The sequence below is a fragment of the Mycobacterium sp. IDUB_5 genome, from assembly GCF_055419565.1.
Window position 1 is genome coordinate 180,132 of the sequence record NZ_JBVAXX010000001.1, and the last position, 13,548, is coordinate 193,679.

Genomic DNA, 13,548 nt, shown 5'->3' on the forward strand with positions numbered 1-13,548 from the left:
TCTGGTGACCAATCCCGCTCCGCTGACGGTCGATCCGGATGCGCTAGCAGCTGCTGGTGGCGCATTGTCGGCGGCCGCCAGCGAATTGCCGGCGGCGCCGGAGCCTTTCATGCCGGTGGGGACCGATCCGTTGTCAACGACGATCATCGGACAGATCCCTGCTGTCGAGGGGCCGATCTACGAGCAGTTGCCGGCGGTGAAAGCTCAAGCGACGCAGACCGCGAGCAGTGTCAAGAACGCTGCCAACGCCTACACGGCCGCCGATCAGCGGATCGGCGGTGCCATCGATGCCGAGATGCAGGACGTCGCGGGAACGGGTGCTGGCGCCGCTGGGTCGGCTGGTGGAGCCGCGGGTTCGGCGGCCGGAGCCGCAGGATCGGCGGGCTCGGCGGGCGGTGGCATGAGCCAGATGATGAGCATGCCGATGCAGATGGCGTCGCAGATGTCTCAGATGCCGATGCAGGTGATGAGCGCCGTGCAGCAGGCACCACAAGGCGTCATGCAGGGGGTCCAACAGGTGGGGCAGCAGGTGCAACAGATGGTCGGCCAGTTCGGTGGCGCCGGAGGACAAACCGGTAGCGCCGGCGGCGAATCGGGCAGTGCGTCGGGCCTGGACGTACCGCAGGCCGAGCCGGCGCAGGAGACGACGGACGGCGCAGCCGGGAGCGATCCGAGTGCCGAGCGAGCGCCGGAGACAGAACCAAAGGACAAGGCAGAGGAAGACGCGCCCGGACGGCACCGTGCAGCGGATGATCGGATCAACCTGTGACCGGCTCGCTGCAGGTCAATCCAGGCGAATTGCGCTCTGCGGGGTCGACGTTCACGGGAGTTGCCGACAAGCTCGCGGCGCTCGACCCGGGCACACCGTTGGCCGACGCTGCTGCGGCAGTGCCTGGCCTGAAGACTGCCGGCGCGTGCTTGACTGCGAAAGAGTCGGTGGCGCAGCAGATGATCACGATCACCAGCGCTGCTCGCACCTACGGCGAGAACCTCACGTCGGCTGCTGACAAGTACGAAGGAACCGATCAGGCGTCGGGCAACAAGATCGCCGGGGTTCCGATGCCGACACCCGGCGGCTGATCAGACGGTCGCGGTGGCGTTGACTGCGTCGCCGATCATCACCCCGAGGTGCTGCCAGTAGACCCAGTCCGCGATCGCGGTCCGCTGAGATTCTGCATCGGTGGCTGTGTGGGCTCGGTGCAATGCATGGACCTGAGCGTGCTCGGCATAGGTGATGAAGGCTTGGAGATGAGCCACGCCGCGTTGTGGGCTGGTGCTCATGAGCGGCTTGGCGACCTCGAACCACAGCTTGGCGGTCTCGTCGGCGGGAGGGTCTTGATCGGCCGGGGCGGGTGGCAGTAGTTCGTTGAGCCCGTTGTCGCTGACGGCGTTGAGTTGCTGTGCGGCGGCGGGTGCGATCACATCTAACCGGCTGCGGCCCTGCATCTTTCCGCTGTCGGGCATGTCGTCAGCGGTGAGGATGACTTTGGCGACGCCGGGATCGAAGGTGGCGAACTGCTCTTCGGTTGCGACCACGGCACGCAGCTTCTTGTCGTGGTGCTGCGCCCAGCGCTGAATGGCGAGGATGGGGTAGGTCGCCCAGGTGGCGCGCTCGGACAGGGGAATCGATTCGTCGGCCGACGCCATCTTCACGGTGTCGGGCAGGTGGACCCCGTCGGGGATGTATCCGAGGCCGTAGCTGTTGGCGACGACGATCGTGCCGTCCATCGTGACGCCGGTGACCCAGAAGAAGCCGAAGTCCATGACGCCGACGTTGAGCGCGGCCGCGATGTGGCGGGCTCGTTGCAACGGATCGTGCCCAGTTGCCTTGCGGCGCAATGCTCCTGCGGTGGTGGCTGCCGCGATGGCGTCGCGTTCGGCACGGCTTGCGGACACGGGGACGGGTGCTGGCGCCGCCGCGGCGTTGGCTGCGGTGGCCGCGGACATGGGAGCAACACCCGGGCCGCCGGTGGCAGCGGGAGCAGTGCCGGGCGCGGGAGGCGCCGGCGGTGCTGGCGTGGTGGGAGGGCCGAGCGGCACTGGCGGGGGCGATGCGGGCGCGCCGCTCGGGGCGGACGCCACCGGTGCGGCTCCGGCCGAGCCGCCGCCCATGGCACCACCGGATGCCCCGCCCGCCGAGCCGCCTGCGGGGGGTGCCGCAGATGCGGCTTGATTGACCGGGGCCTGAGTGGGTGCGGGAGACGCTGCGGGCGGGGGGGAGGAGAGCGGGGCAGGTGCCTGGCTTGCCAGCGGCTGGACGGGAGATGGTTTAGCGGCGTTTGCACTATTCGAGTTGGCGGTTCCACCAGCAGCTGTGTTTGTATTCGACGCGGCTGTGCCATTGGCGGCGCTGGGTTGGGCTGTTCCCGTGGGGCTGGATGCCGTGCCCGATTGGCTAAGTCCTGGTGAGCTACTTGACCCGGCTTGCGGTGAAACAGAGGATGGGCTCGTCCCGCCCCCCGTCCCCGACGAGCCAGCGCCACCAGCCAGCGCCGAACCGGGTGAAGCCGTTGCAGGGCTAGGTCCAGCTGCACCCGGGTCAGAGGGCGGCGATCCGGGAGCATTCGGTGTAGGCGCGGTTGCGGCTGCATTTGCGGGATTACGCTGTACGGTTTCTGAATTTCCTGAGTTGGGGGCTTGACCTCCGCGACTGTTCAGGAGGTTCCCTACATTTGGCTTTTGATTGCTCCCGCTGGGCATGGAATAGCCAGTACGTGTGATCGGCGGGTTTGTGGATGGCGCCTCGCTCGGATTCCTGTTCATAGGATCGACCGGCTGTTTGAGGAGATTAGATAGCGAATCCGCCGGAGGTTTCCAATCCTTGAAGGCGACGATTTGCCCCTCACTGGAGCTGACGAGAGTTTTGCAGGCGTCATGGGCCTCTCGCACTACCGTGTCGATCGCCTGTTGTCTTTCTGACTCACTATCGAAAGGCATATCCCTAATGATTTGAATGGCTGCTTCAGCCGCAGCAACAATATCCACGATCTGTTCTTTCACCGCCGCGACGATCGCAGCCGCATAATTCTGCCAAGTTATCGCACCCACAAGCTGACCCTGAAGCACGGTCAGCTGGCTTATCGTTCGTGAAACGGCAGAACCAGCGGCGTTTGCGCCGCTCCCTGACCAGAGTGGGGTGCCGAAGATATGTCTTGATAGGTCCTGCCAACCAGTCAACGCGCGGGTCTCGTCTTGAAGAATGCGCGTCCACGTCGTGGCGCGTGTTCGAAGGGAGTCCTCGTCAATCTCTGGCCAAGCTGGGAACGCAGTGATGGCGGGTCCGTGTTCGCTCGTGGGCCGCGCGACGGTCATAGTCAGCCACCCACCGCGAGGCAGGCCTCATTGAGAGCACCCGCAACACCGGTGGCCACCTCATTAAGGTAGTTATCAGCTGGCACGTAGGTCGGTAACGCAGCTGCGAAAGTTCTCCGGTATTGAGCGGCGAGTAGAGAAAAGCTTTCGATAACCGCGTTACCGCTGCGCTTACCTATTTGCGCAATTCGGTCCGCAAAGGTGTTCATGACCGGAACTACTTCTTCGTTGACCGACCTCTGCTGTATATCCCACGTTGAGGCTGGGACATTTGGGTCTGTGGCTAGCCAGTCGACTGTCTGGGCAGATAGGTCAGCTATTAGCCCAGCGATATCGGGACAGACTGCGTTCGGCTGTGTCAAGAATCTGCTCGACGCATTGACTCCTGTGCCAGGAGCCTTTTCCTGCGTACCCGTCGGCGGTGGTTGAATTGACGCTCTAGAATCCGCTGAACCGAACGCTATAGCGTTGCAGATTGAGCTGATCGCCAGGGTGAGTCCCACGGTGACTCTAGCAAGATGGTCATCAATCGGTTCGTACAACGTGATTGCCTTTGCGTATGCACGCGCATAGGCAATGAATTGTTCGTAGAGCGTTTCAACAACTTTATTTGGAGTGTGGTTCGCGAGCGGCTCAGTCTGGTCCGCCGCAGCCTTCATCGCAGCGGCAACGGCGCGGTACTGAGCAAGCTGGTCTTCCCTCCACGCGCTTACAGGTACAGACGGATCGCGTTGCTTCCAGCCGTTATCCTCCGCTGCCGCGAGAGAGTTATTGATGGGATCCCAAGCGGCGCAGGTTGGCTCGGCCGTTATCAAGGAAATCTGTTGGCGTGACGGGTCGCCGCTGGCAGCGGTAGGACCGGAACCAACGGACACGCCCGGGGAATTCGATCGATCATCTGGGCCTTCCCGGGTCACCAGCAAGGTTGTTACTGCCGTGACGACTACGACTACTAGAATGGCAAGTCCGCCAAGAACCCACTTCGTTGTTTTGCCGCCCTTCGGTGATGGCGGGGGCAGCGGGCCCCACTGAGGAGGCGGCCCCTGCGGTGGCGGCGGCCATTGGCCGGACGGCGGCATCGTCATGCAGACCGCTCCGGTTCCTGCCGCAACATCCCAACCTCCCAGTCAACGCGTTTCAGCGACGGCTATCGCCAGGGTGTGACCAATCCAGCTTACGAGACACCCGAGGTGCCCCCTGGCACCGATTTCTCGACATCTCTCAGCGCAGACCTACTCCTGCGTCATCTCCGCGGTGATCTCCGCGACCACCGCATCGATGCGCTCTCGGTCCGCGTCGATCGACGCCGCCGCGTCCGCCGACGCCTTCTGCAGCGCCTCGTTGACCCGGCCCTCGACCGTCTCGGCTCCCAGCCGCAGCAGACCGTCCTGGATGTAGACGTCCTGCAACCAGTGATGGCCGTTCAGCGTCACCTCGACAGTCTCGGTCTCGTCCGCCGCGGTGAACGATTCGCTGGCCATCTTGTCGAGCTGTTCGTCCATCAACGATTGCAGCCGACGTGCTTGGCGCAGAACCGCTTCCACCTCAGGGTGCATGTCCTCGCTCACTAGGACTCCTTCCTCGTGCCATCAGAGCCCGGCCGCCGACGCGGCTGCAGCCCGATCACCGGTTCGGTGTGCGGGCGCTCCTCGGTGTAGATCTCCTCGTCCTGCGACAGCTGCGGGTTGCGCTTCTTCTCCCCGCTCCCGCCGGCCCCGTGGGCACCGTGCATCGGCGCCATGCCACCACCCATGCCGCCTCCGGCCGCCGCACCACCGGCGGCCGCACCTGCAGCACCGGCCGCTGGTCCCGCCGCCGCTGCGTAGGGCGTCGGCGCCACCGTCTCAGCACCCACCGCCGGCTGCAACGGGACGCCGGGAACGCCGCCACCTCCACCGCCGCTGCCCCCGCCCGCGCCGCCTCCGCCGCGCGCCGCGGCTGGCCGCAGCTTGGGATCATTGGGCGACGTCGGATCGCCCTTGCCGAGACCCGGCATGCCGCCGCCAGGTGCGCCGCCGCCCGGTTGGCCGCCACCCGGTTGTCCACCACCGGGCGACCCGCCACTCGGGGCGCCGCCACCCTGACCCGCTTGCTGACCTGCCTGCTGCGCCGCTTGCGCCGCCTGTGAGGCCGGATCCCCGGCCGACATCGGAGACACCGGCGCCTCCTGCGGCGCCCCACCACCCGATCCGCCGCCGGGTGCCTGCTGGCCGCCACCGCCGCCACCGCCCGTCTGCTCGCCCTCGCGATATGGCCGGGCCCGACGATGATCCTCGGCGGTGACCGGCATGCCCGACACCACCGGTGCCGGCGGTTCGTCGGCCTCGACCTGGTTGACCACAGCCTCGCGCGCGTAGGTGTTGCGCAGCTCCTCGGACTTCTTCTGCTCCTCGGCGATCTTGTTCATCGCATCGGCGAACCCTGGAGAGCCGATCGGGTTGGCCAGCACCTGCTGCGACAACTCGCGGTAGCGCTGCGCGATCGGCTCGTGATCGCTCTTGGCCTTGCTGTGCGCCTTTGCCGCCACGTCGGCCTCATCGGCCAGGCGCTTCCAGGCTCCCGACAGCGAGATCAGCCAGTCGCGGTAGGCGTTGAACTTCGCGTACGCCGCGTCCGCGGCCTGGCCTTCCCAGTCCATGGAGTTGACCTCGAACTCCTGCGCCGACGCGGCCAGCGAATCGGCGTTCGCCCGCCACATCGTCGCGGCAGCCCGCAGCGACGCGCCGTCGTCACCGGCGTCGAGGGCCGCCTGCGCCGACTGCGGATCCATGAAGCCCTGCTCGGATGCCAACTGCCCCTTCGGGATCGGCATCTTCGGCGGGCGGGGCGGCGCGGGGATGTCCGGAGTCTTCGGCATCACCGGACCGCCGGGTGCACCGCCGGGGACGTCGAACGTCGATCCGATACCTTCACCCGACTGCTGGTCGATCTGGGTGTAGGCAGCCGCCACGTTGTCGAGCGTCTGAGCGAGACGCTGTCCCTCGATACGGCCGTATTCCTGGTAGGCCCAGAGGTTTTCGGCGTTCTGCGCGATGTTGGTCACCGCGACGCTGGCGATGATCAGCGCATCGGCGGAGATCAACGGCGGTTGCGCCTGCGCCGATGCAAACGTCAGACCGCGGATCTGATTGGCCTTGGCCGTCAGATCCGACGGTTGGACCCGCACTTCGTCACTCATGCGCGTTCTCCCTCCAGCACCGTCTGGTACCGGCTCTCTTCCCGCGGGTTGATCAGCCGAATCGGCAGCTGCTTGTGCCGTGGTGTGGCGATGAACGTGCTGCGCAACATGACTCGGCCCACCCCCGGATGCGGTCCCAGATATGTCGTCGCAGTCGGCCATGCCACCTTGGCGACCTGCCCGATGCGTGCGTTGACATAGCCCGCGAACTCTTCGAACTGCGGGCTGAGCGTGACGACGGCCCCGGCCGCGGCCGACCGGACCACGAACTGCGTGAACAGCCGCGCGTCGCCGAGGTTGATGCTGACGTCGACGTCGTCGAACGGCATGTACACCGGATAGCGATCCGCGGTCTCGCCGACGAGGATGCCGGCCGATCCGATCGGCAGCTCGTAGTGCCGGTCGCTGACCGGGCTCTCCCCCAGCAGGGCTGCGCGCTGGCCGCCGAACAGACACGCAAAGCCGCGTGGAGTGGACGGATTCGCCAGCGTGGTCAGCAGCACCGTCGTCGTCGGCGCGACACCGGGGGCGATGCGCACCCGGGTCAGCGTGTGGTCGGCCCGGGCCGACCACCACACGTCGGGGCCACCCGGTGCGCTGTACGCGGCGGTGAACGTGCTGCGCCCCTTGATCATCGACCACGTTTCCCGCTCGAAGCTGATCTCGGTGGCGCGGTCGAAGTCGTCGAAGCTGCGGGCCGGGCGGGCGTCGACGCCCTTGCTGGCCAGATGATCGGCGATCCGCGTGGTGGACGCCATCAGGTACTGGGCCAGCCCGGCCACCCCGGTATCGCGCCGCAGCGCTGCCTTCCGCGTCTTCTCCGGATCGGCGCGCAACACGATCCACGTCCGGCGATTCGCCGGCGCCGGATAGGGCCCGACCACCTGGTCGTAGAGCGCGACGAGGGCGGCCGGCGCCGTCCGCCCGACCCGGTACCCGGCCGACACCACATCGGCCTCCAGATCGGGGCAGTAGGCCGCCAACAGCTCCTCGATCGTGCGGGTGTCGACCACGTCGTCGGTGAACGCCGCGCCGTTGACGATCACCGTCGGCGTGAACGGGCGGGGCACCAACTCGATGACCGAGACCACGTAGTCGCCCTGCCACCGCAGCGCGACATGGTCACCGGGGATGACGGTCGCTCCGACCGCCGGTTCCGACGGGGCCGGGGGAGGCTGGCGGTGCCGGCGCCGCCAGGCGAAAAGCGCTGCGATCCAACCGGTCACGCGGCGGCCGCGCAGGGTGAGTATCGCGCCGATGCCGATCAGCACCGACAGCGTGATGCCCAGCCACATCAGATGCATCTGGGCGAACAGCAGCAGGCAGGCGGGGATCAGCACCGCCGCCCACAGCGCGTGCCCGGTGGTGAACCGCACCCCGAACACGGACAACACCCTGCTCATCGGCGCCTCAACGCCCGCCGTGCCATCGCGCCGATACCCAGCGCCGCGGCCACGCTCGCAGCGACGATCACGACCCACGTGATCGGGCTCCGGTCGGGTGGGGGCACGTACACCGGAGGCGGAATGGCCTTGATCTGGTACGGGATCGTGGCCGGTCCGGGCGGCACGTCCCAAGTCAGCGCCGCGACCGGATCGACCACACCGGCGCCGACGACGTTGTCCGCCCCTCCGCCGGGATGGCGGGCCGTTGCGGTGATGCGGTTCATGACCTGGGCCGCGGTGAGCTCCGGGAAGCGTTGCCGCACAAGCGCTGCCAACCCCGACACATAGGCGGCCGAGAACGACGTGCCGGCGATCGGGATGGGTCCGTCCTCCCCCTGCAGAGCGTTGACCGGATTGCCGTCGTAGCCGAGCGCCACCAGATTCTCGCCGGGCGCCGCGGCCCCGACCCACGGCCCCTGCATGGAGAACCCGCTGGGCGCTCCGTTGGGGCCGATGCTGCCGACGGTCAGTACCAGCGGCGAGTACCACGCCGGGGACACGATCGTCTGCACGTTGGCCCAGCCGCGCGGATCGGCGGGCACCGCGGCATCCGGCGGCGGATTCTGGGTGCACTCAGAGCCCGTGTTGCCGGCGGCGACGACGATCACCGCGTTCTTGACGTTGACCGCGTAGTTCACCGCCGCGCCGACGACGCTCTCGTTGATCGGGCGGGTCACCTTGTAGCAGGCCGCCTCGCTGATGTTGATCACCTGCGCGCCCAGGTTGGCCGCATGCACGATCGCGCGGGCGAGGCTGCGCAACGACCCCGCGGTCTGGGTCGAATTGGGGTCGTTGGGATCGGTGCGCGTCCCCACCGGCTGGAAGCTGTCGGAGGTCTGGCGCAGCGACAGGATCCGGGCGTCGGGCGCGACGCCGACGAAGGCGTCGGTGGGGGCGGGCCGCCCCGCGATCACCGCGGCGGTCAGGGTGCCGTGCGCGTCACAGTCCGACATGCCGTTGCCGGCCTGGTCGACGAAGTCCCCGCCCGGTTCGGCGGGGACGCGCGGCGACCCGTTGACCCCCGTGTCGATCACAGCAACAGTTATGCCGGCCCCCGTGGCGAACCGTTGCGCGTCGGCCAACCGCAGATAGTCATTGGCCCAGGGTCGGTCAGCGAAGTTGGAGTTCGGGAACACCGTCGGGGCGGCACACACCCGACGCTGCTCCATCGGCTGATCCGGACCGGTCTCATCAGGCGGGATTGCAGCCGGATCGATGACCGGTGGCTCGATCGCGCTCGCTGTCGGCGGTGCCAGCAGAACGACGAGCATCAGAGCAGCAAACAGGGAAGCCAGTCGCCGCACTACTGGACTCCCCCCGCTCGACGTTGACCGACGGGCACCGCCCGCACCGACGTCAGCAAACATAGCGCCGCCTCGATCGCGGCGCAAAAGGTCACGTCAGACGTCTTCGGTGCGGGCACATGGGCAAGCCTAAGGGCCCGCGGAGGGAGGTCGTTCCGCTTTCTTCGGGTGCCCTAGGCGTCGAGATCCTTCTGCACCAGCTCGGCGATCGTGTTCACCGCGGCTTCGTCGTCGGAGGCCACGGTGACCTGCGCACCGTTGCCCGCGCCCAGCGTCATGATCATCAGCGCCGAGCCGGCATCCACCGGCTCACCGCCGTCGACCGAGAGCGTGACGGGTACACCGGCGTTGACCACGGCCTCGGCGATGATCGCGGCGGGCCGGGCGTGCAGTCCGATGGACGAGCCGACGATGACGGTCTTGGTGGGCATGAACTCTCCTCTTTCGATGGGTGGTGACGGGATCGGTCAGGGATCAGGCGGCCACGAGCTCGCGCTCGGCCTTCTTGGCGCCGGGCTTGATGAACTGCTTGGCGGCGACCACGGCCACCGCGGCAGCGACGGTACCGGCGAGCAGGGCGATCACGAAGCCCAGCTTGTTGTCGATCGCGAACAGCACGAAGATGCCGCCGTGCGGGGCCCGCGACGTCGCGCCGAAGGCCATCGACAGCGCGCCGGTGATCGCACCGCCGAACATCATTGAGGGGATGACGCGCAGCGGGTCGGCCGCGGCGAACGGGATCGCGCCTTCGGAGATGAACGAGGCGCCGAGAAGCCATGCGGCACGGCCGTTCTCACGCTCGGGCTCGCTGAACAGGCCGGGGCGCACCGTGGTGGCCAGCGCCATCGCCAGCGGCGGAACCATACCGGCGGCCATCACAGCGGCCATGATCTGGATCGACGCGGTGGTCGAGGCGGCCAGTCCGGCGGTGGCGAATGCGTAGGCAGCCTTGTTGACGGGTCCGCCCAGGTCGAAGCACATCATCAGGCCGAGGATCACGCCGAGCAGGATGGCCGAGGTGCCGGACAGGCTGCTCAGCCAGTTGGTCAGGCCGGTGTTGATCAGCGCCAGCGGACGACCGACCAGGAAGAACATGATGAGGCCGACCACCAGGGAGGCGCCCAGCGGTGTGATGACCACCGGCATGAGCCCGCGGAACCATTGCGGCACTTTGAGATTGCTGATCCACAGCGCGGCGAAACCGGCGATGACGCCGCCGACGATACCGCCGATGAATCCGCCGCCGACGAAGACGGCGAGCGCGCCGGCGGTGAAGCCGGGTGCGATGCCGGGTCGGTCGGCGATGGCGAAGGAGATGTAGCCGGCCAGTGCGGGGACCAGGAAGCTGAACGCCAGGCCGCCGAGGCTGAACAGGATGGCGCCCAGATACTGGGTGAAGCCGCCGCTGGGCAGGTTGGTCAGCGAGTTGTTGAGGGCGATGATGTTGCCCAGCGACTGCGTCGCCCCCTCGGGCTTGTTCGCGATCTCGTAGCCCGCGAACAGGAAGCCGAGCGCGATCAGCAGACCGCCCGCGGCGACGAACGGGATCATGTAGCTCACACCGGTCAGCAGGATCTGCCGGGTGCGGGTGCCCCATCCGACGTTTCCGCTGGGTGCGGAGCTCGCGCCTGCGCCCGCCGTACCCTCGACGCGCGGTGCGTTCGGATTGTCGGCTGCGGCAACGGCTTCGGCGACCATCTTGGCAGGCTCGTTGATCGCGCGCTTCACACCCGAGGCGATCACCGGCTTGCCGGCGAAGCGGCCGCGGTCCTTGACGCCCACGTCGGTGGCGAAGATGACGGCGTCAGCCTTGGCGATGGTCTCGGCGGGTACCGGGGTGCTGCCGGAGGAGCCCTGCGTCTCGACGACCATGGTGACCCCGGCCTCTTTGGCCGCGGCGGCCAGCGCGTCGGCGGCCATGTAGGTGTGGGCGATGCCGGTGGGGCAGGCGGTGATCGCGATCAGCGTCTTGGTGGCCGGCTTCTCGGCGGGAGCTGCGGCGGGGGCCGGGGTGGCCGGAGCGGCGGCGGCAGGGGCCGGGTTGACCACCCCGTCGACCAGGGCGACGACCTCGTCGGCCGACGACGCGCTGCGCAGCGACTCGACGAAGTCCTTGCGCACCAGCGCCCGCGCCAGGCTGGACAGCAGCTTCATGTGCTCCTGGCCGCCGGAGTCAGGTGCGGCGATCAGGAACGCCAGATCCGCCGGGCCGTCGGGGGCACCGAAATCGACTGCGGGACTGAGCCGGGCGAACCCGATGGTGGGGGTGTCGACGTAGGGGGAGCGGCAGTGCGGGATCGCGATGCCGCCCGGCAGGCCGGTGGCGGACTGCTGTTCGCGGGCCATGGCGGCGCCGACGAGCCCGTCGGCGTCGTCGGTGCGGCCGGCCGCGGCCAGTGCCCCCACCATGCGGGTGATGACGGCCTGCTTGTCACCGTCGACGGCGGTGTCGAGGAGGACCATCTCGGTGGTGATGATCGGCGGTGATGAAGTGGTCGAGCTTGTCATGAGAGCTACTTTCGTCTTCGGCTGTTACTGGGTGGCGGGAATCGGGGAGATCGGCGCGACGTGTACGGCTGCCAGGTCGATCTCGGCGGGCGAGGGCAGGGTGGTTCCGGGAAGGGCGGCGGCGGCACTGCCGTAGGCGACGGCCATCTGGAGGCGCTGCGGGGAGACCGCGCCACCGACCTCGGCGCGGACGTATCCGGCCAGCGACGAGTCGCCGGCGCCGACGGTGCTGCGCGGCACGATCGGCGGCGGGGTCGCCATCCAGGCGCCGTTCCCGTCGACGAGCACGGCACCTTCGGCGCCCAGGGTGGCGAGCACCGCGCCGACGCCGCGGTCGACGAGCTGGTGCGCGGCGGCCACGACGGGCTCGGGATCTCCTTGTGCGACAGCCTCTTCGAGAGCTTCGGGGGACAGGCCCAGGACGCTGGCCAGTTCCTCGGCGTTGGGCTTGATCAGATCCGGCGCGCCTCGGTCGAGCGATGCGACGAGGGCGGCCAGCGGCGCGTCGGAGGTGTCGACGGCGACCCGGCACCGGCGCGTGGCGAGCATCGCCACCACGTCGCCGTACCAGGACGTCGGCATCCCCGGCGGCAGCGAGCCGGACAGCACGACCCAGTCGGCGTCGTCGGCGGCAGCCAGCACCGCGTCGGTCAGTGCGGTCACCGTCGCCGCGTCGAGCGTCGCACCCGGCTCGTTGATCTTGGTGGTGGTGCCGTCGGGCTCGGTGATCGTCAGATTGGTCCGGGCGGGCTCGGCCGTGGTCACCACGCGGTAGGACACCGCGGCGGCCTGCAGCGCGGTGATGAGCGGATCGTTCGCGCTGGCCGGGAGTACGGCGAGCGCGTCGAGGCCGGCCAGCGTCAGGGCCCGGGCGACGTTGACGCCCTTGCCGCCGGCCTGATCGGTCACGGACGTGACGCGGTGCACCGCGCCCCGGGTCAGGGGCGAGGGCAGCGACGCCGTGCGGTCGATGCTGGGGTTGGGGGTCACGGTGACGATCACGGTTGGTCTCCTGCGCAGACGATTTCGATGCCTTGCTCGGTCAGCGCGCTCCGGTCGGCGGCGCTGATCTCCGGGTCGGTGATGAGGGTGTCGACGCTGGTGATGGGCGCGAAACTGACGAAGTCCTCCCGGCCCACCTTCGACGAATCCGCAGCGACGACAACGTAATTGGCGGACTGCACCATGGCGCGCTTGACGGCGGCCTCCTCGCCGTCCGGGGTGGACAAACCGTGGCGCACGCTGATGGCGTTGGAGCCGATGAACGCGATGTCCACCCGCAGGGTGTCGAGCACACGCAGCGTCTGCTCGCCGACGGCGGCCTGGGTGACGCCGCGGACCCGTCCGCCCAGCAGCTGCAGCGACACCGTCGGCATCGTGGCCAGGCGCGCGGCGATCGGCACGGAGTTGGTGACGACGACGAGTTCACGGTCGGTCGGCAGGTGCGCGGCGATGCGCATGGTGGTGGTGCCTGCGTCGAGGAGCACGGTAGCGCCGCTGAGCGGGAAGAACTCGGCGGCTGCCGCGGCGATCGCATCCTTGTGCTCGGACCGGGTGACGTCCCGCTCGCCGACGCCGGGCTCGACGAGGTGCAGTGCGCGCACCGGCACCGCGCCGCCGTGCACCCGCCGCACGACGCCCGCCTTGTCGAGAACCGCGAGATCGCGACGTACCGTCTCGGTCGTCACGTCGTAGGCCGCGGCCAGCTCGGTCACCGAGGCGCGGCCCTTGGCCATGACCAGCGAGGCGATGGCCTGCTGCCGCTCTTCGGGGTACATAGAGCTCCGTTTGTGTGGGGATA

Annotated in this window: 12 protein-coding genes; 2 read left to right on the forward strand and 10 right to left on the reverse strand. The window is 68.3% G+C overall.

Translation table 11 applies throughout. The features are described 5' to 3' along the window. The first annotated feature begins 4 nt into the window (after window positions 1-4). Window positions 5-769 (forward strand): hypothetical protein, encoded by a 765-nt coding sequence (locus tag ACZY1G_RS00910; protein ID WP_463821297.1) that lies wholly within the window; start codon window positions 5-7, stop codon window positions 767-769. Next, entirely contained in the window at window positions 766-1,080 is a 315-nt protein-coding gene (locus ACZY1G_RS00915; RefSeq protein WP_463813142.1) for a type VII secretion target, read from the forward strand. Before ACZY1G_RS00910 ends, ACZY1G_RS00915 begins: the two co-directional genes overlap by 4 nt. Here ACZY1G_RS00915 and ACZY1G_RS00920 read toward each other — a convergent pair whose 3' ends face one another. The 10 genes from ACZY1G_RS00920 to ACZY1G_RS00965 all read right to left on the reverse strand — a co-directional run bounded on the left by ACZY1G_RS00920 (window position 1,081) and on the right by ACZY1G_RS00965 (window position 13,525). Next, on the reverse strand, window positions 1,081-1,947 hold the full coding sequence (locus ACZY1G_RS00920) for a secretion protein EccK (protein WP_463813143.1): 867 nt from the start codon (window positions 1,945-1,947) through the stop codon (window positions 1,081-1,083). Window positions 1,948-3,314: 1,367 nt separating this feature from the next. Continuing rightward, a complete protein-coding gene (locus tag ACZY1G_RS00925) occupies window positions 3,315-4,187 on the reverse strand; it encodes a hypothetical protein (protein WP_463821299.1) in 873 nt (290 codons plus the stop codon). A gap of 357 nt (window positions 4,188-4,544) precedes the next feature. Continuing rightward, window positions 4,545-4,880: a YbaB/EbfC family nucleoid-associated protein gene (locus tag ACZY1G_RS00930; RefSeq protein WP_276131532.1), complete on the reverse strand. Its 336-nt coding sequence runs from the start codon at window positions 4,878-4,880 to the stop codon at window positions 4,545-4,547. Continuing rightward, window positions 4,880-6,490, reverse strand: a complete 1,611-nt coding sequence (locus tag ACZY1G_RS00935) for a PPE domain-containing protein (protein WP_463821301.1) — start codon at window positions 6,488-6,490, stop codon at window positions 4,880-4,882. The genes ACZY1G_RS00930 and ACZY1G_RS00935 overlap by 1 nt, the downstream gene beginning before the upstream one ends. Continuing rightward, entirely contained in the window at window positions 6,487-7,893 is a 1,407-nt protein-coding gene (gene eccE, locus ACZY1G_RS00940) for a type VII secretion protein EccE (RefSeq protein WP_463813146.1), read from the reverse strand. Before eccE ends, ACZY1G_RS00935 begins: the two co-directional genes overlap by 4 nt. Further along, the gene (gene mycP / locus ACZY1G_RS00945) at window positions 7,890-9,206 is read right to left on the reverse strand and encodes a type VII secretion-associated serine protease mycosin (RefSeq protein WP_463813147.1); all 1,317 of its coding nucleotides are present in this window, start codon (window positions 9,204-9,206) and stop codon (window positions 7,890-7,892) included. Before mycP ends, eccE begins: the two co-directional genes overlap by 4 nt. 206 nt (window positions 9,207-9,412) lie before the next feature. Continuing rightward, window positions 9,413-9,670 carry an HPr family phosphocarrier protein gene (locus tag ACZY1G_RS00950; RefSeq protein ID WP_046364643.1) on the reverse strand — a complete coding sequence of 86 codons (258 nt, stop codon included), beginning with the start codon at window positions 9,668-9,670 and terminating at the stop codon, window positions 9,413-9,415. A gap of 43 nt (window positions 9,671-9,713) precedes the next feature. Next, the gene (locus tag ACZY1G_RS00955) at window positions 9,714-11,747 is read right to left on the reverse strand and encodes a PTS fructose transporter subunit IIABC (RefSeq protein WP_463821303.1); all 2,034 of its coding nucleotides are present in this window, start codon (window positions 11,745-11,747) and stop codon (window positions 9,714-9,716) included. 24 nt (window positions 11,748-11,771) lie between these two features. Beyond that, window positions 11,772-12,749 carry a 1-phosphofructokinase family hexose kinase gene (locus ACZY1G_RS00960; protein WP_463813150.1) on the reverse strand — a complete coding sequence of 326 codons (978 nt, stop codon included), beginning with the start codon at window positions 12,747-12,749 and terminating at the stop codon, window positions 11,772-11,774. Continuing rightward, on the reverse strand, window positions 12,746-13,525 hold the full coding sequence (locus ACZY1G_RS00965; protein WP_463813151.1) for a DeoR/GlpR family DNA-binding transcription regulator: 780 nt from the start codon (window positions 13,523-13,525) through the stop codon (window positions 12,746-12,748). The genes ACZY1G_RS00960 and ACZY1G_RS00965 overlap by 4 nt, the downstream gene beginning before the upstream one ends. Window positions 13,526-13,548 lie beyond the last annotated feature (23 nt).

What these genes read in the sequence shown, in the direction of transcription:
- ACZY1G_RS00920 (WP_463813143.1), bottom strand. Translation starts at nt 1,947, where the DNA reads ATGTCCGCGGCCACCGCAGCCAACGCCGCGGCGGCGCCAGCACCCGTC.
- ACZY1G_RS00935 (WP_463821301.1), bottom strand. Translation starts at nt 6,490, where the DNA reads ATGAGTGACGAAGTGCGGGTCCAACCGTCGGATCTGACGGCCAAGGCC.
- eccE (WP_463813146.1), bottom strand. Translation starts at nt 7,893, where the DNA reads ATGAGCAGGGTGTTGTCCGTGTTCGGGGTGCGGTTCACCACCGGGCAC.
- mycP (WP_463813147.1), bottom strand. Translation starts at nt 9,206, where the DNA reads ATGCTCGTCGTTCTGCTGGCACCGCCGACAGCGAGCGCGATCGAGCCA.
- ACZY1G_RS00950 (WP_046364643.1), bottom strand. Translation starts at nt 9,670, where the DNA reads ATGCCCACCAAGACCGTCATCGTCGGCTCGTCCATCGGACTGCACGCC.
- ACZY1G_RS00955 (WP_463821303.1), bottom strand. Translation starts at nt 11,747, where the DNA reads ATGACAAGCTCGACCACTTCATCACCGCCGATCATCACCACCGAGATG.
- ACZY1G_RS00965 (WP_463813151.1), bottom strand. Translation starts at nt 13,525, where the DNA reads ATGTACCCCGAAGAGCGGCAGCAGGCCATCGCCTCGCTGGTCATGGCC.